Raw genomic sequence first — 19,363 nt, 5'->3', positions numbered from 1 at the left:
AACCTCGACATGACCACCATCGCCTTCATCGGCCTCGGCAATATGGGCAATCCGATGGCTGCCAACCTTGTGAAGGCCGGTCATGCGGTGCAGGGTTTCGACCTCATGCCTGAAAACCTGACCGTCGCGCGCGAGCATGGCATCACCGTCATGGCCAATGCCGCCGCTGCTCTCAAGGACGCTGAGGTGGTCATAACCATGCTGCCAGCCGGCAAGCATGTGCTGTCCGTCTATGAGGACATCGCGCCGAAGGCCGAGAAAGGCGCGCTGCTGATCGACTCCTCGACCATCGACGTGGAGTCAGCCCGCAAGGCGCACGCCATCGCAGCAAAGCACGGCCTCCTGTCGATCGACGCGCCGGTTTCCGGCGGCACCGGCGGTGCGACTGCCGGCACGCTGACCTTCATGGCCGGTGGCGCGGCTGACGCTTTCGCCAAGGCCGAGCCGATCCTCAAGCCGATGGCCGGACGCATCGTCCATTGCGGCGATGCCGGTGCCGGTCAGGCCGCCAAGATCTGCAACAACATGATCCTCGGCATCTCGATGATCGGCGTGGCCGAAGCCTTCGTGCTGGCCGAAAAGCTCGGCCTGTCGCATCAGGCGCTGTTCGACGTTGCCTCCACCTCTTCCGGCCAGTGCTGGTCGCTGACCACCTACTGCCCCGTTCCGGGCCCGGTGCCGACCTCTCCAGCCAATCGCGACTACAAGCCCGGCTTTGCTGCAGCATTGATGCTGAAGGATCTCAAGCTTGCGCAGGAGGCGGCGCAAGGCGCAGGTGCCGTCACGCCGCTCGGTGCGGAAGCCGCTCAGCTCTACGCGCTGTTCAACGCGCAGGGACAGGGCGGCGCCGATTTTTCCGGCATCATCAATTTCCTGCGCGGTGACGTCACGTAAGCGAGCGGCAAAGGTTTTCGCCGTAAATTCGCCGAAAGATTCAAATTTTTAGATTTGATTAAGGTCTCGATAACCACGCGGTAACGTTGTGCGGCTAGAACAGTGAGCAGGCGGTCTTCGCAGCCGCCCACCGCTCCGGATCAGGTCTTGCGTACCGGAGCCGTTACCTTCGCAGCGTATATTCAGTGGCGAAGGGCCATGCGTATGAATGGCAAAGCCGTGCTCTTCCGCCTGGAGGACGCGGTTTTTGCCTTTAGAACGCGTGTAAAGTCTGCCTCAGCTCTTCGAAGACAATCGCCGGTAATTCGCCTTCACGCGAAGGCTGGCAGGTTTCAGCGCCGCCTGAACCGCGCGGTCGGCAGCAACGCCGCTGAGCAGAGACGGCGTCCTGCCGGAAAACACGTCGAACCAGAAACTGGATGCCGACTGCATCAGAGACATCTGCGCCGCCACCATGCCCTCGGCCATGGCGGCGTTCTTCTCGTTGATCGCGCGCAGCGTCTCCGTGCCCCACGGATTGGTGCTTCTGTCCTCGCTCAGCATCGTTGGCAAGCGCATGGCGGCCACCATCGGTGCGAGCATCAGATTTCCGGCTATCGTGGCTGACCGGCGGTTCGTCCGGTTGCTGCGGCTTTTCATGAAATTCTCCTAGCCGCGAGGCTCGAACTGAACGTCGACCGGCGGACGTAAAGCGTTGGCGAGGCGATTGGTTTCATTCGCCATGCCGACAACCGCCAGCAATTCCATGAGCTGAGCTTCGCTCATGCCCTTGGCGCGTGCCGAAGCGGTGTGGGAATAGGTGCAGTACTCGCAGCCATTCGTCGCCGAGACCGCAATGTAGATCATTTCCTTGACCAGAGGATCGAGCGCGCCCTGCCCCATCACCTCGCGCAGCGTTTCCCATGTGCGCTTCAGCAGTGCCGGGTCATGCGCAAGAACCTTCCAGAAATTGTTGATCCAGTCGGTTTTGCGCGTCTGCATGATGTCGTCGTAGACGGCACGAACGGCTTCGTTCGCCATTTCGTATTCGATCAGGGGAACGATGGGTTTGCCGCTCATGCCGGTCTCCGGTGGTCAGAAGGGGCGTGAGTTCATCACGCCCCTCGTTTCAGTCTCAGCTTGCCTTGCGAAGATCGGCTTCGGCGAGGTCGAGTGCCTTGGCGATGCGCTCGCCGGCCATGTCGATGGTTTCGCGGGTCCAGATCAACGGCGGCGAGAGGATCATCGAGTCGCCGGTCGCACGCAGCATCATGCCTTGCGCGATCGCGTGGTCGCGCACGACCACAGCGGCACTGCCGACCGGCTGGAAGCGCTCGCGCGTCGCCTTGTCCTTGACGATCTCGATCGCGCCCATCAGGCCGATGCTGCGCACCTCGCCAACCAGTGGATGGCGGGAAATACGCTCCCGCAGCATCTGCGCGAAGTAAGGCCCGGTGTCGTTCTTGACGCGCTCGATCAGCCCTTCCTTCTCGATGAGTTCGAGGTTCTTCAGCGCCACGGCGCAGGCAACCGGATGGCCGGAATAGGTGTAGCCGTGGTTGAACTCGCCGCCCTTCTCGACCAGCGTGGTGGCGATACGGTCACCGACCAGCAGCGCCGACAGCGGCTGGTAGCCCGAGGTCAGCGCCTTGGCGGTGGTGATCGTGTCGGCCTCGATGCCCATGGTCTGCGCGGCAAACCATTCGCCGGTGCGGCCATAGCCAGTGATGACCTCGTCGAGCATCAGAAGGACATCGTATTTGCGGCAGATGCGCTGGATTTCCGGCCAATAGCTTGCCGGCGGGATCTTCACGCCGCCAGCACCCATGATCGGCTCGCCGATGAAGGCAGCGACGTTTTCGGCGCCCGCTTCGAGGATGGCGTCCTCGACGGCCTTTGCCGCGCGCAGGCCGAAATCGTGGTCGCTTTCGCCCGGCAGCGCCAGTTCGTAGGCGTAGGGCATCATGACATGGACGATGTTCGGCACCGCGCCGCCAAGCTGCTCATGCATGCCCGACATGCCGCCAAGCGACGCGCCGGTGATGGTCGAGCCGTGATAGGCCATGTTGCGCGAGATGATGCGGTTCTTCTGCGGCTTGCCTTCCAGCGCCCAGTAATGGCGAACGAGCCGCAGCGCGGTGTCGTTCGATTCCGAGCCGGACGAACCGTAAAACACCTGGTTCATGTTCTTCGGCGCGATCTCCGCGAGCTTCTTGGAAAGCAGCACGGGCGTCGGCGTCGAGCAGCGGAAGAAGGAGTTGTAGTAAGGCAGTTCCTTCATCTGCTCGTAGGCGGCTTCGGCCAGTTCGTTGCGGCCATAGCCGATATTGACGCACCACAGGCCGGCCATGCCGTCGAGCAGCTCGTTGCCCTCGGAATCATAGATGAACGGGCCGTTGGCGCGGGTGATCATGCGCGCGCCGGTGGCACGCAGATCCTTGTGGTCGGTGAAGGGATGAATGTGATGTGCGGAGTCGATCGCCTGCAGCTGCGCTAGCGAAAAGTTCTGGTAAGTCATGGACTTGTTCCTTCCAGTTGAATCAATCCGGCAAAGCCGGCGCGAATTCAAAGGAAGGACGGCGGCGAATAGCCGATGCGGGCGCACAGGCGCAAAAGCTCGACGTGGCGCGTTCTGGAAGAAGGCGTCACGGCTATGTCGAGGGTTCGCGGGTGTATCGTGCCCATGGCTCACTCTAGCCGATGCGGACCTGAAGGTTCAAGCCGGCATGCAGGGCTGTGGCCACCTTCCGCTCCGGCATGTCGCTTTGCTCGCGCTAATGGTCGTCGCATCCGCACTAAGCGCGTTGGGCTCGGTCCATTATGCAGTCTGATTTTCGCATAAAACGAGGCCCATCATGACTGCTGCCCTCAATCCCGCAGAACCGGTTCTCGCCACCGATCGCGCCCGTCGCGGCGGGCGGGCCGGAAAGCGCGCCGGCGGCTCGGCGACTTTCGAGCAGCCGCCATTCCGGCAGCTGAAAATCCCCTTTGCGCCAACGAAGATCATTTCCGACGACGAGTTGGAATCGATCCATCGAGCCTCGTTGCGCGTGTTGAAGGAAATCGGCGTCGACGTTCTGCATGACGAGGCGCGCGCGATCATGAAACGCCACGGCGCGGACGTTCGCGAAGGTACCGAGCGGGTGCGCTTCGACAGCGACATGATCCTCGAACTGATTTCGCATGCGCCGTCTGAATTCACCCTTCATGCCCGTAACCCGGCCCACAATGTCCGCTTCGGCGGCAACAATCTCGTGATTTCGCAGATGGCTTCCGCGCCGAACTGCTCCGACCTCGACAATGGCCGCCGCCCCGGCAACCAGGCGGACTATCGCAACTTCCTCAAGCTCGCCCAGATGCACAACATTTTGCAGACCACAGGCGGGTATCCGGTCGAGCCGGTCGACATCCACCCGTCAGTGCGCCATCTCGAATGCATCCGCGATCTGGCAACGCTGACCGACAAGGTTTTTCACATCTATTCGCTCGGCAAGGAGCGCAATGTCGACGGCATCGAGATCGCCCGCATCGCGCGCGGAATTTCGCGCGAGCAGCTGCAGGATGAACCCTCGGTCTACACCATCATCAACACCAACTCGCCGCTGAAGCTCGACGTTCCGATGATGGAAGGCATCATCCAGATGTCCGGCAGCGGCCAGGTGGTGATCGTCACGCCGTTCACGCTGGCCGGCGCCATGGCACCGGTGACGGTGGCAGGCGCGCTGGTGCAGCAGAACGCCGAGGCGCTTTCGGGCATCGCCTTTACCCAGATGGTGAAGAAAGGCGCGCCGGTCGGCTATGGCGGCTTCACCTCCAATGTCGACATGAAATCGGGCGCGCCGGCCTTCGGCACACCCGAATATATGAAGGCGCAAATGATCGGCGGCCAGCTCGCCCGCCGCTACCAGATCCCCTACCGCACCTCCAATGTATGCGCCGCCAACACGGTCGATGCGCAGGCAGCCTATGAAAGCGTGTTTTCGCTGTGGGGGGCGATTCAAGGCGGCGCCAATTTCATCCTGCACGGCGCCGGCTGGCTCGAAGGCGGGCTGCGCTGCTCCTATGAAAAGACCATCCTCGACATCGACCTTCTGCAGATGGTGGCTGAATTCCTGACGCCGCTGGACCTTTCCGACGACGCGCTTGGCTTCAACGCCATCGAATCCGTCGGCCCCGGCGGCCATTTCTTCGGCACGCAGCACACCCAGGACCGCTACAAGACCGCCTTCTATTCGCCGATCATCTCGGACTGGCGCAATTTCGAGACGTGGGCGGAAGCAGGCAGCCCGACCGCAATGGAGCGAGCAAACCGCATCTGGAAGGAACGCCTCGCCACCTACGAGAAGCCCTATATGGACCCGGCCATTGCCGAGGAGATCGACGCCTTCGTCGCCAAGCGCCGGGCCGAAGGCGGCGCACCGACGGATTTTTGAGCGCTGATGGTAAGCAGTCGACCCCCACTCCGATCCGCTTCGCGGACCACCTCTCCCCCGTTCGACGGGGGAGAGGAAAGGCGCGAGCCGACAAAGCTTGACGCCCTTCCTCTCCCTCCGGAGGGGGGAGAGGTGGCGCCGCGAAGCGGCGACGGAGTGGGGGAAGGCGTTGCCGAAACCCGCAGCCGGCGCAAGAAAGGCACGACCGGTCGTGCCCGTGAACTAAGACAGGGCGGCAACCAAGACGAGGCTCTGCTTTGGCTAGAGCTAAAAAACCGGAAGCTCGGCGGCTATCGCTTCACCCGCCAATTTCCCATCGGCCCCTACTATGCAGATTTCGCCTGCCGTGAAAAATGGCTGGTCGTCGAGATCGACGGCAGCCAGCACGCGGACAGCCAACGTGACCTTCGCCGCGATAAATTCATACGCTCGGAAGGCTATTCGACGCTCCGCTTCTGGAACACCGACGTCCTGAAGCACCGCATCTCTGTCTGCGAAACCATTCTTGCAGCACTTGACGGCCGGCTGGCGGAAGACGTCAGCGCCTTCGACCTGCGGTTTGCATTCGCGCCCCCGCACAAAAGTTGAATCTATTCCTCTGCACATGGATATAACCACATGAAATCCCACGTAAAAGCTGTAGTCATCGGTGGCGGCGTTGTTGGCTGCTCGGTGCTCTATCACCTTGCCCGCGCCGGTTGGACGGATGTCATGCTGATCGAGCGTTCAGAGCTGACCTCCGGCTCGTCCTGGCATGCCGCCGGCGGCTTCCACACGCTGAACGGCGACCCGAACGTCGCCAAGCTGCAGGCCTATACGGTGCAGCTCTATAAGGAGCTTGAAGAGATTTCCGGCCAGTCCTGCTCGTTGCATCTCACCGGCGGCATCATGATGGCCGACACGCCGGAGCGCATGGACTTCCTCCGGCTCGCCCATGCCAAGGGCCGCTATCTCGGCATGGACACCGAGCTGATCACGCCGTCAGAGGCCAAGGCCATGTTCCCGTTTATGGACGAGACGAATTTCGTCGGCGCCATGTGGGACCCGGTCGAGGGCCATCTCGACCCTTCCGGCACCACCCACGCCTATGCCAAGGCGGCGCAGAAACTCGGCGCGCAGATCGTGCTGCGCAACCCGGTCAAGGAACTGACGCAGGAGGTCGACGGCACCTGGAATGTCGTCACCGAACAGGGCACGGTGAAGGCCGAGCATGTGGTGAACTGCGGCGGCCTGTGGGCCCGCGAAATCGGCCGCATGGTCGGGCTCGAATTGCCCGTGCTGGCCATGGAGCACATGTATCTGCTGACCGAGCCGATGCCGGAGGTCGAGGAATTCAACAAGTCGACCGGCCGCGAAATGGTCGGCGTGCTCGACTTCAAGGGCGAGATCTACACCCGCCAGGAGCGCAACGGCATCCTGCTCGGCACCTATGAAAAGGCCTGCAAGCCGTGGTCGCCGGTCAATACGCCGTGGGATTTCGGCCATGAACTGCTCCAGCCGGATATCGACCGCATCGCGCCGTCGCTGGAAATCGGCTTCAAGCATTTTCCGGGCATTGCGAACGCCGGCATCAAGCAGATCATCAACGGCCCCTTCACCTTCGCGCCCGACGGCAACCCGCTGGTCGGCCCGGTGCAGGGCCTGACCAACTACTGGACGGCCTGCGCCGTCATGGCAGGCTTCTCACAAGGCGGCGGCGTCGGGCTCGCGCTGTCGAACTGGATGGTCAATGGCGATCCGGGCTTCGACGTCTGGGGCATGGACGTCACCCGCTACGGCGAATGGGCAAGCCTGCGCTACACCAACGCCAAGGTGCGCGAAAACTATTCGCGCCGCTTCTCCATCCGCTTCCCGAACGAGGAACTGCCGGCAGCGCGGCCCGCGCAGACGACGCCGCTCTACGACACCATGGTGGCGCAGAATGCCGTCATGGGCGATAGCTGGGGCCTGGAAACCCCGCTCTGGTTTGCGCCCCAGGGCACCGAGCCGAAGGATATCGTCTCCTTCCACCGCTCCAACGATTTCGAGCACATCGGCAACGAGGTTCGCGCGACCCGCGAAAGTGTCGGCGTGACCGAAATCGCCAACTTCGCCAAATACGAAGTGAGCGGCCCGGGTGCGGAGAATTTCCTCAACCGGCTGATGACCAACCGTATGCCCAAGACCGGCCGGCTCGTGCTGACGCCGATGCTCAACGAATTCGGCAAGCTGATCGGCGATTTTACCATCGCCAAATGCGCCGAAGACCGCTTCATGATCTGGGGCTCGTCTGCGGCGCAGAAATACCATATGCGCTGGTTCGAAAAGCAGCTGCCGAAGGACGGCTCCGTTCGCATCCACCGCTTCGACCAGACGCTGGTCGGCCTCTCGATTGCCGGTCCGCGCTCGCAGGACCTGCTCGCCAAGCTGGTCGATGCTGACGTGTCGACCAAAGCCTTCCGCTTCATGGATTTCCGCGAGATGGCTGTCGGCGGCGCACCCTGCATGGTCAACCGCATCAGCTACACCGGCGATCTCGGCTACGAAATCTGGATGGCGCCAGCCTATCAGCGACTCGTCTACAAGGCGATCAAGGAAGCCGGCGAGGAATTCGGCATCGTCGATTTCGGCATGCGCGCCCTGCTCTCCATGCGGCTGGAAAAGAACTTCCCGACCTGGTTCCGCGAGTTGCGGCCGATCTACGGGCCGTTCGAAGGCTCAATGGACCGCTTCACCAGGTTGGAGAAGAATGACTTCGTCGGCCGCGACGCCGCGGCCAAGGAGCAGGCCGAAGGCCCGAAGCTGCGCCGCGTCTCCATGGTGGTGGAAGCCAACGGCGCCGACGTGATGGGCGACGAGCCGATCTGGGCCAAGGTCGGCGCCACCGATCACGGCACGATCGACAAGCCGCACGGCTACGGTGCGCCGCGCTTCGACGAGACCGGCGCAGAGACCCGCACGTCCGAAGCCGACGAAGGTGCTTCCAGCATTCGCGGCATCGTCGACGGCGAATGGCGCGTGGTCGGCTGGGTAACGTCCGGCGGCTATGCTCACTATGTCCAGAAGTCGCTGGCGCAGGGCTATGTGCCGGCAGCCCTGGCCGAAAACGACAATGAAGGCATGTTCGAGATCGAAATCCTCGGCCACCGCCGCCCTGCCCGCATCAACATCCAGCCGCTGTTCGATCCAGCCGGCGAAAAGATGCGAGGGTAAAACGATGGCCGACCGATCTTCCTCTGGGAATTTCGGGCGGCATCGCAAGATCATGCCATTCGAGCCGGGCGGTTCTCCGTCGCCCGGTTCCGTTGAGGCCCTGCAACGCGAAGCCCGCCAAAAAGCTGCCTCCCTGAACCAACATGTGCTCGGCTACGGCGAGACGGCTGAAACCGAATGGGCCGCGGCCGGCATCCCCGCTCCCGATCTGCCGGCGATGCGGAAATACCGCCTCGATCGCATTCGCGCCGAGTTGAAGCGCCGTGACTATGCCGGCGCCCTGCTCTACGACCCGGTCAACATCCGCTACGCGACCGACTCGACCAACATGCAGCTCTGGGTCGCGCACAACCCGACGCGACATTGCTTTGTCGCCACCGAAGGGCCGGTCGTGCTGTTCGATTATTTCTCCTGCGAGCATCTGTCGGATCACTCAGGCGTCGTCGACGAGGTGCGACCGGCGATTTCCTGGATGTATCTTTACGGCGGCGAACTCACCGAAAAGCGGGTGCAGCGCTGGGCGGCCGGCATCGCGGATCTCATCCGCGAACATGGCGGCGCTAACCGCCGTATTGCGGTCGATCACCTTGATCATGAAGGCATTGCCGAACTGGCAAGGCTCGGCATTTCGGTCGGCAATGGCGAGGCCGTGATGGAGAACGCGCGGCTGATCAAATCGCCTGACGAAATCCTCTGCATGCGCCGCGCCATCGTTTCCTGCGAGGCGGCAATGGGCGAGATGGAAGCAGCGCTCAAGTCCGGCATTTCCGAAAACGAGCTTTGGGCCGAGCTACATCGCGGTAACATCGCGCGCGGCGGCGAGTGGATCGAAACGCGGCTGCTGTCGTCCGGTCCACGCACCAATCCGTGGTTTCAGGAATGCTCCTCGCGCATCATCGAAGCCGGCGATCTCGTCGCCTTCGACACCGACCTCATCGGTCCCTACGGCTTCTGTGCAGATCTATCGCGGACATGGCTCTGCGGCGATGGCGAACCGAGCAACGAACAGCGCGATCTTTTCCGCATCGCGGCAGGTCAGATCGCCTACAATACGGATTTGATGAAGCCGGGGATCTCGTTCCGCGATCTCGTCGAGCGCTCGCAAATCCCGCCGCCGGACTGTTTTCCAGCACGCTACGGCGTACTCTATCACGGCGTCGGGCTGGCCGACGAATATCCGACGCTGCCGCATGCGGCCGACTGGACCGACGACACACCCGACGGCGTTCTCGAACCTGGCATGGTACTGTGCGTCGAAAGCTATATCGGCCGTCTCGGCGGCCATGAGGGCGTGAAGATCGAGGAACAGGTGCTGATTACCGAGAGCGGCAACCAGCAACTGTCCGTCTATCCTTTAGATGCGAGGTTGCTCGGACGCTGACCGCCCGAGCGCTCGGACTAGCTAGCCTTCTGCTCGGCGACGCGCTTTTCCGCATCGTCATCGCTCATCCGCGCAAAATAGCTCGCGATCAGCGCGCCGGAAACATTGTGCCAGACGCTGAAGACAGCACTCGGCACCGCGGCCAACGGCGAGAAATGCGCATTGGCAAGGGCGGCACCCAGCCCGCTGTTCTGCATGCCGACCTCGATGCTGATAGCCTTGCGCTTGGCGAGCGACAGCCCGGAGAACCGGGCAGCAAAATAGCCGAGCAGCAGCCCAAAGCCGTTATGCAACACGACGACGGCGAAGATCAGCAGGCCGGACTGGCTGATAGCGGCCTTGTTGACGGCAACGACAGCCGCAACGATCAGTACGATGCCGACGACGCTGACCAGCGGCAGCATGGGAACCGCCGCCTTGACCACGCCAGGCACCAGTTTCTGCAGCAGGAAGCCAAACGCCAGCGGCACGAGAATGACCTTGACGATCGACAGGAACATGCTCATCGCATCGACCGGCAGATACTGGCTGGCGAAGAACCAGACCAGGAAAGGCGTGACGATCGGAGCAAGCAGCGTGGTCACGCTGGTGCAAGCGACGCTGAGCGCCACATCGCCCTTGCTGAGATAGGTCATGACGTTGCTGGCCGTGCCGCCGGGGCAGCAACCGACGAGGATGACGCCGGCCGCAACTTCCGGCGACATCGGAATGATGCGCGTGAGCAAGACGGCGAGCGCCGGCATGATGATGAACTGACCGAGCACGCCAATTGTCACGTCGAACGGCCGGCGCGCGACTTCGCTGAAGTCCTTGATCGATATGGTGAGGCCCATGCCGAACATGATGATGCCGAGCAAAACGACGATCCACGGCGCGAACAGGCTGAACGTCGCCGGCAGGAGGAAACCGAGCACGGCGAACACGATCACCCATATGGCGAAGGTGCGGCCAACGAAATCGGAGAATGCAGCTATTGTTTTCACGATCCTACTTCCTTGAGGATTTTGGGGAGGGGCGGACTGTCTTGGGAGGGACAGAAAGTTGCGCGCTTTTCCCGTCTATTTGACGGATTGGCAACCCCTTGGCCGCCTACGCGACATTTTCTGGCCCAAAGGAAGTGGATCGCCGGCGCAGATCAGGCCATGCGGTAACATCGACGAAGCGGTGTGATGGCCGATCAGATCGGAAGAGAAATTACCGGCGCTGTCAGTGACGTGATGTAAGGCAGGCCCTTGCGCTGCCCGGTCCAGCCGACGACCTGCACATTTTGCGCGGCAGGTTCAAACCGTTTTGCCAGATCCCAGCTCCTGCAGTCGATCGCACAGATATCCGCCCGGCCCTCGGCGACGGCAATGATCGAGGCGCGATGGCCGCCAGTCTCGATGCGCTCCGGGAAAATGGCAAGGCTTTCGCCCATCGCCTCCAGATCGCGCGTCAGCGCGATGATGCCCGACATCGAATCATCGCTGTTGTAGCCGAGCCGCTTGCCGCGGATCAGGTCTAGGGAAATGAGGGGCAGGCCGTCGGATGGCGCAGACACCGGAGCGCCCTCACCCCGCCGCATCACGATCGCGCTTGAATAGAATTCGCCCTGCCCACCCTCGAAGGCGTCGTAGCTCGGCTGGCCAATCACCCGCACATGCTTGGACAGACCAAGCTCCATCGGCCCCCAGCACGTCTGCGCGAAAAGCAGATTCGGATGCAGCCAGACCGTCGGGAAGTCGAGTTCGTCAGGCGGGAGAGTTGCCGGATCGGGCGCGACCAGCTCGCCCGCTGTGTCCCGGATGCCTCCGGGCACCGGCGGCAGATCGGCGTTTCTGCGAACGAGCCTTTCTGGCGCATCGATTCCGGCGGCGCCAAAAGCCTCGCGCAGCCGCGCCCATTCGGCGTCGGTTTCGGCTCGAGCTTCGGGCCAGTCATACATGGAGAGTGCGGCGACGAATCCGGTCATGGCGTCATCTCCGCCGATCAGGTCTGCAATGGCAAGGTGGAATTCAGCCTATTCCTTGGGCGGCTCGGCCGGCACGGGAATGGTGCCCAGCCCGTTCACCGAACGGCCACGCACACGCGGCTGGAACGCACGGCCGGCTTCCGGAGCACGTCGAAGTGCGGGATGCACCACCGGCTCCTTGGCGCGGAAGGCGTATTCCCTGAGCAGCGCCAGATAGTTCGGAAACACATAGCCCTTGTTCATCGCGATCCATTCGTCGCGCCGTTCGCGGAACAGCTTTGGCAGCCGATACCAGGGAATGGTCGGGCTCTTGTGATGGACGAGATGCAGATTGTTGTTGAGGAACAGGAAGGCGAAGGGTGAGCGCTCGATGATGATGGTACGCCCGTCCGGCCGCTCCGACCACTGATGTTCGGCAAAAGTGCGCACCGAGATGAAGGACTGCCCGAGCCAGACCGGCACCAGCACATAGAGCCAGAGCGGAATGCCGAAGACCTCGGTCACCAGCGGCAGCACGACCGCGAGACCGGCAGCATGCAGCAGCCACGCCTTGCGCACGGCCCGGTCGCCATCAGCGATGAGCCTTGCCTCTTCCAGCAGGAAGCCGATGGTGCCAAGCGCCGGGCCGAGAACGAAGCGGCCGACCATCGTGTTGTTGATGGAAAGCAACGTTTTCAGCCAGCGCGGCAGTTCTTCATGCTTCCAGAAGGACTGATAATAGCTTTCCGGATCGTCGAACGGATCGGTCAGGCTCTCGTCGGCATGGTGCCGCAGATGCAACGACTTGAAACGGCGGAAGGGGTAAACCAGCCCGATCGGCAGGCCGACCAGCAATTCATTGAGCCACGATTTTCGCGTCGGGTGGCCGTGTGATGCCTCGTGCATGAGCGAGGACTGCATGGCGAGAATGAAGGCCAGAACCAGAAGCGCAAGAACCGGATAGCTCGGCCAGAGGAAGAAACAGGCTCCCGCCCAAGAGCCGTAAGTGGCTGTGATGAGCACTATTGTCGGCCATTCGACTGCCGGCGTGCCGTTTCGCCGTATGCTTTTTTTGTATGCCATGCCCTCGACCACTGCCCCAGCGCCGGAACCAAATGATTCCTGACACTATGCTGTCAGTAGTGATGGCAAGATTCAACGCGACAATGTGCACAGAATGTTGATATTGCGCTTATTGATGCGCATATGTTGCGAATTGTAAACAAACAAGCGGAACAATCTCATCGTTGCCTGCGTTGAATAGCGTTGTGCGCGCAAAATTCTGCCTCATGGGAGCACCCTTTGGACAAACGCGACCTTTCCGGACTGTTTCGCGAACGGTTGAGGACACTGGTGCAGCGTTCCGGCCAGAATCAGTCGGCGTTCGCCGCATCGGTGGGCATAGATCGCTCAGCCCTTTCCCAGCTCCTGTCGGAAGACACGACGCGTCTGCCGCGCGCCGAGACGCTGATGACGATCGCCGAAGAGCATAAGGTCTCGCTCGACTGGCTGCTCGGGCTCAGCCAGGACGAAGGGCTGACCGGCGAAATCCGCGCCAGCCTCGAAATCGAAGAAGGTTCCGGCGGCTTCGACCGCACCTTGCTGGCAAAATGGCACGCCGAGGCGGCAGGCACGAAGATACGCTATGTGCCGGCCGGCATTCCGGATCTTCTGCGCACGGACGCGCTGGTCGATTACGAGGCCGACATCACCAACAAGAGCCGCCAGTCCCAGGCCGGCGAGACGCAATACCGCATCGACTACAACCGGCGTCCGGAAACCGACATGGAAGTGTGCATGCCGCGGCACACGCTGGAAATCTTCGCCGCCGGCATGGGCGTGTGGAGCGGCTTTTCAGAACAGGACCGGCGCGACCAGCTGAACCATATGGCAACGCTGCTCGACGATCTTTATCCGACCTTCCGCCTGTTCCTCTATGATGGGCGCATGCGCTATTCCGTGCCTTACACTATCTTCGGGCCTTATCGCGCGGCGATCTATGTCGGCGACATGTATCTGGTGCTGAACGCCACGGCACCCGTCCGCACGCTGACCCGCCATTTCGACAATCTGATCCGTGGCGCCGAGATCAACGCGCACGAGGCAGCCGGCTTTGCGCGCAAACTTGCCGAGATGCCTGACGTGGGCCAGCCCTGAAGACCGGTCGCAATCCCATTTCGGTTGAGTTTCCTTTTTCAGCGCGTAGATATGGCTCCTTCGCTTTCGCTCAGGACTTCTCATGCAAGACCATCGCCATCTCGTTGTTCCGCCGCAGTCGGGGCGCTCCATCCGCGTCTCGCGTGGTGATCTCATTCGCATCATCGATCCCAAGGGACAGCAGGTGGCCGACCTGTGGGCGTTCACGACCGAAGGCAAGCTCGACTGGCTGAGCACGTCGCATACGCGCGACATCAACGAAAAGCTGTTCCCTGTCGCCGGACAGTGCTTCTACAGCGCCAATGGCGTGCCGATGCTGACCTTGGTCGAGGATGGCTCACCCGGCCCGCATGACATGCTGTTTCCGGCCTGCAATCCCGCGCTCTATGAGCGCGCGGGCTTCGCCGATCATCCAAATTGCCAGGACAACATGCTGAACGCGCTTGCGAGAGAAGGCATAGACCTGCCCTTCTGTCCCGACCCGGTCGATTTCTTTCAGAATTCGCTGCCGGAACCGGACGGCCATCTCGACGTCTACGCCTCGATCAACCCGCCGGGCGGCTATGTGACCTTGCGCGCCGAACTCGACCTTCTGATCGTGGTGACGGCCTGTTCGGTAGATTATTACCCGACGAATGGCGGCGTGTGCACGGAAATCGAGATCGAAGTCACCTCCCGGCTGCCGTGATATGCTTTACTGCATTCCAGCACTGCAGTTTGATGCGTTTTCTTGACTAGACATAAAGACTTCTTTATATCCTTATCTCAACAATATTCCTGAAGGCGTTTCTCCATGACCAACCCCATTGACGCATTGCTCGCAGAAAAAGGCGTGCTTCTGGCCGACGGCGCCACGGGCACGAACCTGTTTGGCATGGGACTGGAGGCCGGCGAAGCGCCGGAACTCTGGAACGAGACCGCGCCGGAAAAGATCACGGCGCTGCACCAGAACTTCGTCGATGCCGGCGCCGACATCATCCTCACCAATTCCTTCGGCGGCACCCGTCACCGGCTGAAGCTGCATCATGCGCAGGACCGAGTTCATGAGCTGAACAAGCGGGCCGCCGAAATTGCCCGCGCGGTTGCCGACAAGGCCGGCCGCAAGGTCATCGTTGCCGGTTCCGTCGGCCCGACCGGCGAGCTTCTCGTGCCGCTTGGCGCGATGACATACGAGGAAGCCGTCGAGGCTTTCGCCGAGCAGATCAAAGGCTTGAAGGACGGCGGCGCGGAAATCGCCTGGATCGAAACCATGTCCGCGCCTGACGAAGCCAAGGCGGCGGCGCAGGCGGCGATCGATGCCGGCATGCCCTACACCTACACGGTTTCCTTTGACACCGCTGGCCGCTCGATGATGGGCCTCGCGCCGAAGGATATTCACGGCGTTTCCGAAGGCTTGCCGCAGGGCCCGGTCGGGGTTGGCGCCAATTGCGGCGTCGGTGCTTCCGACATCCTGTCGTCGCTGCTCGACATGACCGAGGCCAAGCCGGATGCGACCGTGATCGTCAAAGGCAATTGCGGCATTCCGGAATTTCGCGGCACGGAGATCCATTATTCCGGCACGCCCGAACTGATGGCCGATTATGTCCGGCTTGCGGTCGACAGCGGCGCAAAGATCATCGGCGGCTGCTGCGGCACCTCATTCGAACATCTGGCTGCGATGCGCAAAGCGCTGGACAGCCACCACAAGGCAGATCGCCCGACGGTCGAGACGATCGTCGAGCGCATCGGCCCGCTGCGCAACAAGACGGCGGACCAGAGCGGCGGCACCGGTGAGAGCGCCGATGCCCGTCGCGAGCGCCGCCGCAGCCGCGCATAAAGCACAACCCACAAGAAAAGGCCCTTCCGTGATCCACGGAAGGGCATTTTTCGTTTCAAGGCTTCGTTTTACAGGCCTTCGAGGTCCAGCCGCGCTTTGCGCAGTATCTCCAGCGCCTTCTCGGCCTGCTCGGCGCTTAGCTCGCCGCCGCGCAACCGTCCGAAGATGGCCTGCGCCAGCGCACGAACCTCGTCGCCAAGCGCCACGCCGTTGACCTCGGCAGAAGCCTCATCAAGCTGGGCGTTGATCTTGTCGAGTTCGGCGGCGTGCTCGGCGAGATAAGCCTTGCCCTGCTCGGTGATCGAATAGAGCCGCTTGTTGCCGTTGGTTTCGGAGACGACCAGATCGGCCTCCTCCAGCATCTGCAGCATCGGATAGATCGCGCCGGGGCTCGGGCTGTATGCGCCCTGGAACTTCGCTTCCAGCGCCTTGATGATGTCGTAGCCATGGCGAGGTTCCTCGGCGATCAGGCCGAGAACGAACAGACGCAGCGCGCCGGGATCGAACATGCGCGGACCGCGCCCGCCGAACGGGCCACCGCGATGACGGCCGAACCGGCCACCTCCGCCGCCGCCGCCACGGCCGAAGCGTCCGCCGCCCTTGCCGCCATCCGGGCCGGACATGAACCAGCCGCCGCAGCGTTTCTCGTGATTATGGGGATGATTGAACATTTGAGTGTCTCTCCAGATTTTGTGTTTCATGCGATATATCTATCAAAAGATATATCTTTTACAAGATACATCTTCGGTGCAAAATCTGAAAATCGTACAAGCCTTTGATCCCAAAAAGGAAAAAGACCGACGAAGTTTCCCTCGCCAGCCTTTCAGTAAGCTTTCTTTTGGTGTTTTGCCTTCTCAAGTACGGCTGGCACGTGGCCGCGCTTAGCGCCCTCCACTGCCGAGCGCGGCGGCAAGGCGTACCAGCGACAGGAACTCAGAATGGTAGCCGAACGGGTCCGCTCCGCGCGCCGCCGAGGCGATCTCCCTGATACGGTCGTAGCCGAAATTCGCCGTCTGGTCGGCATCGCGCAGCTTCTGGCCGAAAGCCGCGACCGCAACGGAAAACCGCTGGTCGTCGCTGGCATCGTCGAACGAGCCCACTTCATTGGCCGAAGTCACCGGCGTGGTGATGAGCTTGGACACATCGCCGTCGGGAAGCTTGTAGCGGATTTTCACGAAGGCGTATTCGTCTGCGTTCGCAACCCCAGTTGCATTGTCGGTCTTCGCCTCGCCATAGCGCAGATCGTCCACCGCCTGCGCCGGGCTGCCCTTCGGCGTGATCTCGTAGACCGCCGTCACCGAATGGCCGGAGCCGATCTCGCCGGCATCGACACGGTCATTGTTGAAGTCCTCGCGCTTCAGCGCGCGGGTCTCATAGCCGATCAGCCGGTACTCGGAGACTTTTTCCGGATTGAACTCGACCTGTATCTTCACGTCCTTGGCGATCGGAAACAGCGTCGAGCCGGCATCCTGCACCAGCACCTTCTCGGCTTCGGCCAGCGTGTCGATATAGGCGGCGGTGCCGTTACCGTTCTGGGCGATGGTCTGCATCATCTGGTCGTTGAGGTTGCCGCGGCCGAAGCCGAACACCGACAGGAAGATGCCGGACTTGCGCTTTTCCTCGACCATCCGCTTCAGGTCGGCGTCGTCGCTCTGGCCGACATTGAAATCGCCGTCGGTCGCCAGCATGACCCGGTTGATGCCATCCTTGATGAAGGACTTCTGGGCGAGCCGGTAGGCTTCCTCGATGCCCGCCGCACCCGCGGTCGAGCCGCCGGGCTGCAGCCTGTCGATAGCCTCGAGTATTTTCACCTTGTCCGAGCCACTGGTCGGCTCCAGCACCGTGCCGGCCTCCCCGGCATAGGTGACGATCGACACGGTATCATCAGGCCCGAGCCTGTTGACCAGCAGCCGGAAGGCCGATTGCAGCAGCGGCAGCTTGTCAGGCTCGTTCATCGAACCGGAAACGTCGATCAGGAAGACGAGATTTGCCTTAGGCTGCTCGGCCGGCTTCACGTCATAGCCCTTGATGGCGATATGCATGAGCTTGGTGTTCTCGTTCCACGGCGTCGGCATGACGGTGACCGTGGAGTTGAACGGCGTCGCAGCAGATTCCGGACCAGCCCAGTCGTAGGGGAAGTAGTTGATCATCTCCTCGACGCGAACCGTATCGGGCTGCGGCAGGACGCCTTCCTTCAGCGAGCGCCGAACGAAGGAGTAGGACGCCGTGTCGACATCGATCGAGAAGGTCGAGACCGGGTTTTCCTTGGCCGAATGGATCGGATTGGTGTCGAACTGCTGGACGCGGTCATTGGAGGCTTCGGCTGGCGCGTAGACATCCGCCGGGGTCGGCATGATCGCCTGCGGCTCTGCCATCAGCGTAGTGCTGTCGGCGGCATTCTGATTGGATACCACTGCTTTCGACCGCGATAAAACCGTCGGGCTGGGCGGCGCACTGCCGCCGGCGGCTTGTGGCTGGGCCTCGCTGGCCGAAAGCGCCGGCTCCCGCTGGGGAGTGGCAGGCTTGGCAAGCGCCTCATCCTTGTCCTGCTCGGCTTCGACGGGAGCCTGCTGAACCGTCGCCGGCTGCTCGACGCGTTCACGCGGTTCGCTCACCTTGCGCTCGGTGCCGAAATCGAACGGCGAGTTTTCGACAAGTTGGAACGTCATATAGCCGGCGACCGGCAGGGCAACGAGCCCGGCAAGCGCGGGTGCGGCATAGAGTTTCTTCTGCATCATCTCACTCCAGAGTTTGTGTATCCGGTCAGTGAGACGAAGGCTTGGCTGCGATCCTTGGGTGGCAGGTGATGTTTTTTTCTCGTCAAAGGCCTCAAAAGCGGCATTCAGCGCGCGCGCCCTGGCTTCCGCGCTCGGCTTGGGCACGGCGCTGTCGCGCAGCCTGTTGAGTTCGTTGTCGTCGACCATGATCAATCTTCCCCGGCCGAGCGCATGATGAGCTTCAGCCGTTTCTTCGCTTCATGGATATGCCAGGAGACCGTCGCCTCGGCGCAGGCCATGGCGTCGGCGGCGGCCGCATGGTTCAGGCCTTCACCATAGACCAGCAGAACCGCCTCGCGCTGCTTGTCCGGCAGTTGTCGCACCGCCGCCCAAAGCGCTTCCGCCTGGTCTTCCGGCTCGCTCGTTGCTTCGCCCGAAATCAGCGCATGAACACCGAAAGCCTCGGTCTTCGCCGTCTCGCGAGCATTCTTGCGCACCATGTCGCGCGCTGCATTCAGGGTCATGGCATAGAGCCATGTGGTGAAGGCCCCGCCGCCGCGATAATCGCGGATCGCCCGGCCAAGCCGGGCGCAGACTTCCTGGGCGATGTCTTCGGCGTCCGACTTTCGGCCGCACCAGCGCCAGGCGACGCGATGGACAAAATCATAGTGCCTCTCGACGAGTTCGCCGAAAGCCTGCCTGTCTCCATTGCGCGCCCGCCCGATCAGATCGGCATCGGTGGCCTCGCCCTCATCCAATGTCATCGCCATCATCGTTCCTGAGACGAAAGCTATTCGATAATCCTTTGGGGGATGGAAAGATTTTTTTGATGGCAGGGATTACCTTCCCAAGGGCTGGGTGGGG

18 protein-coding genes are annotated in these 19,363 nt (G+C 61.9%); 8 read left to right on the top strand and 10 right to left on the bottom strand.

Going from position 1 to position 19,363, the window contains the following annotated elements; translation table 11 throughout:
• Positions 1–9 precede the first annotated feature (9 nt).
• Positions 10–894, top strand: a complete 885-nt coding sequence (mmsB, locus tag DZG07_RS11270) for a 3-hydroxyisobutyrate dehydrogenase (protein ID WP_091912334.1) — start codon at positions 10–12, stop codon at positions 892–894.
• Positions 895–1,170: 276 nt separating this feature from the next.
• Here mmsB and DZG07_RS11265 read toward each other — a convergent pair whose 3' ends face one another.
• Genes DZG07_RS11265 through DZG07_RS24100 form a run of 4 tightly spaced genes read right to left on the bottom strand, consistent with a single transcriptional unit; the run spans position 1,171 to position 3,558 of the window.
• Entirely contained in the window at positions 1,171–1,533 is a 363-nt protein-coding gene (locus tag DZG07_RS11265) for a hypothetical protein (RefSeq protein WP_119817029.1), read from the bottom strand.
• A gap of 9 nt (positions 1,534–1,542) precedes the next feature.
• The gene (locus DZG07_RS11260; protein ID WP_119817026.1) at positions 1,543–1,953 is read right to left on the bottom strand and encodes a carboxymuconolactone decarboxylase family protein; all 411 of its coding nucleotides are present in this window, start codon (positions 1,951–1,953) and stop codon (positions 1,543–1,545) included.
• Positions 1,954–2,008: 55 nt separating this feature from the next.
• The gene (locus DZG07_RS11255) at positions 2,009–3,391 is read right to left on the bottom strand and encodes an aspartate aminotransferase family protein (protein ID WP_119817023.1); all 1,383 of its coding nucleotides are present in this window, start codon (positions 3,389–3,391) and stop codon (positions 2,009–2,011) included.
• 47 nt (positions 3,392–3,438) lie between these two features.
• Positions 3,439–3,558 (bottom strand): capsid protein, encoded by a 120-nt coding sequence (locus DZG07_RS24100; protein ID WP_197716847.1) that lies wholly within the window; start codon positions 3,556–3,558, stop codon positions 3,439–3,441.
• A 170-nt stretch (positions 3,559–3,728) separates the two neighbouring features.
• Here DZG07_RS24100 and DZG07_RS11250 point away from each other — a divergent pair, with 170 nt between their 5' ends.
• The 4 genes from DZG07_RS11250 to DZG07_RS11235 all read left to right on the top strand — a co-directional run bounded on the left by DZG07_RS11250 (position 3,729) and on the right by DZG07_RS11235 (position 9,879).
• Complete coding sequence (locus DZG07_RS11250; RefSeq protein WP_091912326.1) at positions 3,729–5,306, top strand: trimethylamine methyltransferase family protein; 1,578 nt, start codon at positions 3,729–3,731, stop codon at positions 5,304–5,306.
• 132 nt (positions 5,307–5,438) lie between these two features.
• Positions 5,439–5,894, top strand: coding sequence for a DUF559 domain-containing protein (locus DZG07_RS11245; protein ID WP_245429620.1), 456 nt, complete (start codon positions 5,439–5,441; stop codon positions 5,892–5,894).
• Positions 5,895–5,924: 30 nt separating this feature from the next.
• On the top strand, positions 5,925–8,498 hold the full coding sequence (locus DZG07_RS11240) for an FAD-dependent oxidoreductase (protein WP_119817018.1): 2,574 nt from the start codon (positions 5,925–5,927) through the stop codon (positions 8,496–8,498).
• Between the two features lie 4 nt (positions 8,499–8,502).
• A complete protein-coding gene (locus DZG07_RS11235) occupies positions 8,503–9,879 on the top strand; it encodes a Xaa-Pro peptidase family protein (RefSeq protein WP_119817015.1) in 1,377 nt (458 codons plus the stop codon).
• Positions 9,880–9,896: 17 nt separating this feature from the next.
• On the opposite strand, the gene DZG07_RS11230 is transcribed toward DZG07_RS11235, so the two are convergent.
• The 3 genes from DZG07_RS11230 to DZG07_RS11220 form a co-directional block, all read right to left on the bottom strand.
• Positions 9,897–10,862, bottom strand: coding sequence for a bile acid:sodium symporter family protein (locus tag DZG07_RS11230; protein WP_119817012.1), 966 nt, complete (start codon positions 10,860–10,862; stop codon positions 9,897–9,899).
• Positions 10,863–11,056: 194 nt separating this feature from the next.
• Entirely contained in the window at positions 11,057–11,830 is a 774-nt protein-coding gene (locus tag DZG07_RS11225) for a PhnD/SsuA/transferrin family substrate-binding protein (protein WP_119817009.1), read from the bottom strand.
• A gap of 48 nt (positions 11,831–11,878) precedes the next feature.
• Positions 11,879–12,892, bottom strand: a complete 1,014-nt coding sequence (locus DZG07_RS11220; RefSeq protein ID WP_119821627.1) for a fatty acid desaturase — start codon at positions 12,890–12,892, stop codon at positions 11,879–11,881.
• 219 nt (positions 12,893–13,111) lie between these two features.
• Between DZG07_RS11220 and DZG07_RS11215 the strand changes: the two genes are divergently transcribed.
• The 3 genes from DZG07_RS11215 to bmt all read left to right on the top strand — a co-directional run bounded on the left by DZG07_RS11215 (position 13,112) and on the right by bmt (position 15,782).
• Positions 13,112–13,966 (top strand): helix-turn-helix transcriptional regulator, encoded by an 855-nt coding sequence (locus DZG07_RS11215; protein ID WP_119817006.1) that lies wholly within the window; start codon positions 13,112–13,114, stop codon positions 13,964–13,966.
• Between the two features lie 82 nt (positions 13,967–14,048).
• A complete protein-coding gene (locus tag DZG07_RS11210) occupies positions 14,049–14,654 on the top strand; it encodes an urea carboxylase-associated family protein (protein WP_119817003.1) in 606 nt (201 codons plus the stop codon).
• A gap of 105 nt (positions 14,655–14,759) precedes the next feature.
• The gene (gene bmt / locus DZG07_RS11205; RefSeq protein ID WP_119817000.1) at positions 14,760–15,782 is read left to right on the top strand and encodes a betaine--homocysteine S-methyltransferase; all 1,023 of its coding nucleotides are present in this window, start codon (positions 14,760–14,762) and stop codon (positions 15,780–15,782) included.
• 68 nt (positions 15,783–15,850) lie between these two features.
• Here bmt and DZG07_RS11200 read toward each other — a convergent pair whose 3' ends face one another.
• The 3 genes from DZG07_RS11200 to DZG07_RS11190 all read right to left on the bottom strand — a co-directional run bounded on the left by DZG07_RS11200 (position 15,851) and on the right by DZG07_RS11190 (position 19,269).
• Positions 15,851–16,453 carry a PadR family transcriptional regulator gene (locus DZG07_RS11200; protein WP_091912308.1) on the bottom strand — a complete coding sequence of 201 codons (603 nt, stop codon included), beginning with the start codon at positions 16,451–16,453 and terminating at the stop codon, positions 15,851–15,853.
• Positions 16,454–16,663: 210 nt separating this feature from the next.
• The gene (locus DZG07_RS11195; RefSeq protein ID WP_119816997.1) at positions 16,664–18,706 is read right to left on the bottom strand and encodes a von Willebrand factor type A domain-containing protein; all 2,043 of its coding nucleotides are present in this window, start codon (positions 18,704–18,706) and stop codon (positions 16,664–16,666) included.
• 2 nt (positions 18,707–18,708) lie between these two features.
• Positions 18,709–19,269, bottom strand: coding sequence for an RNA polymerase sigma factor (locus DZG07_RS11190; RefSeq protein WP_091912304.1), 561 nt, complete (start codon positions 19,267–19,269; stop codon positions 18,709–18,711).
• Positions 19,270–19,363 lie beyond the last annotated feature (94 nt).

The organism is Mesorhizobium sp. DCY119, assembly GCF_003590645.1.
In the GTDB taxonomy this organism is placed as follows: domain Bacteria; phylum Pseudomonadota; class Alphaproteobacteria; order Rhizobiales; family Rhizobiaceae; genus Mesorhizobium_M.
This window is presented reverse-complemented; position numbering and strand designations above follow the sequence as displayed.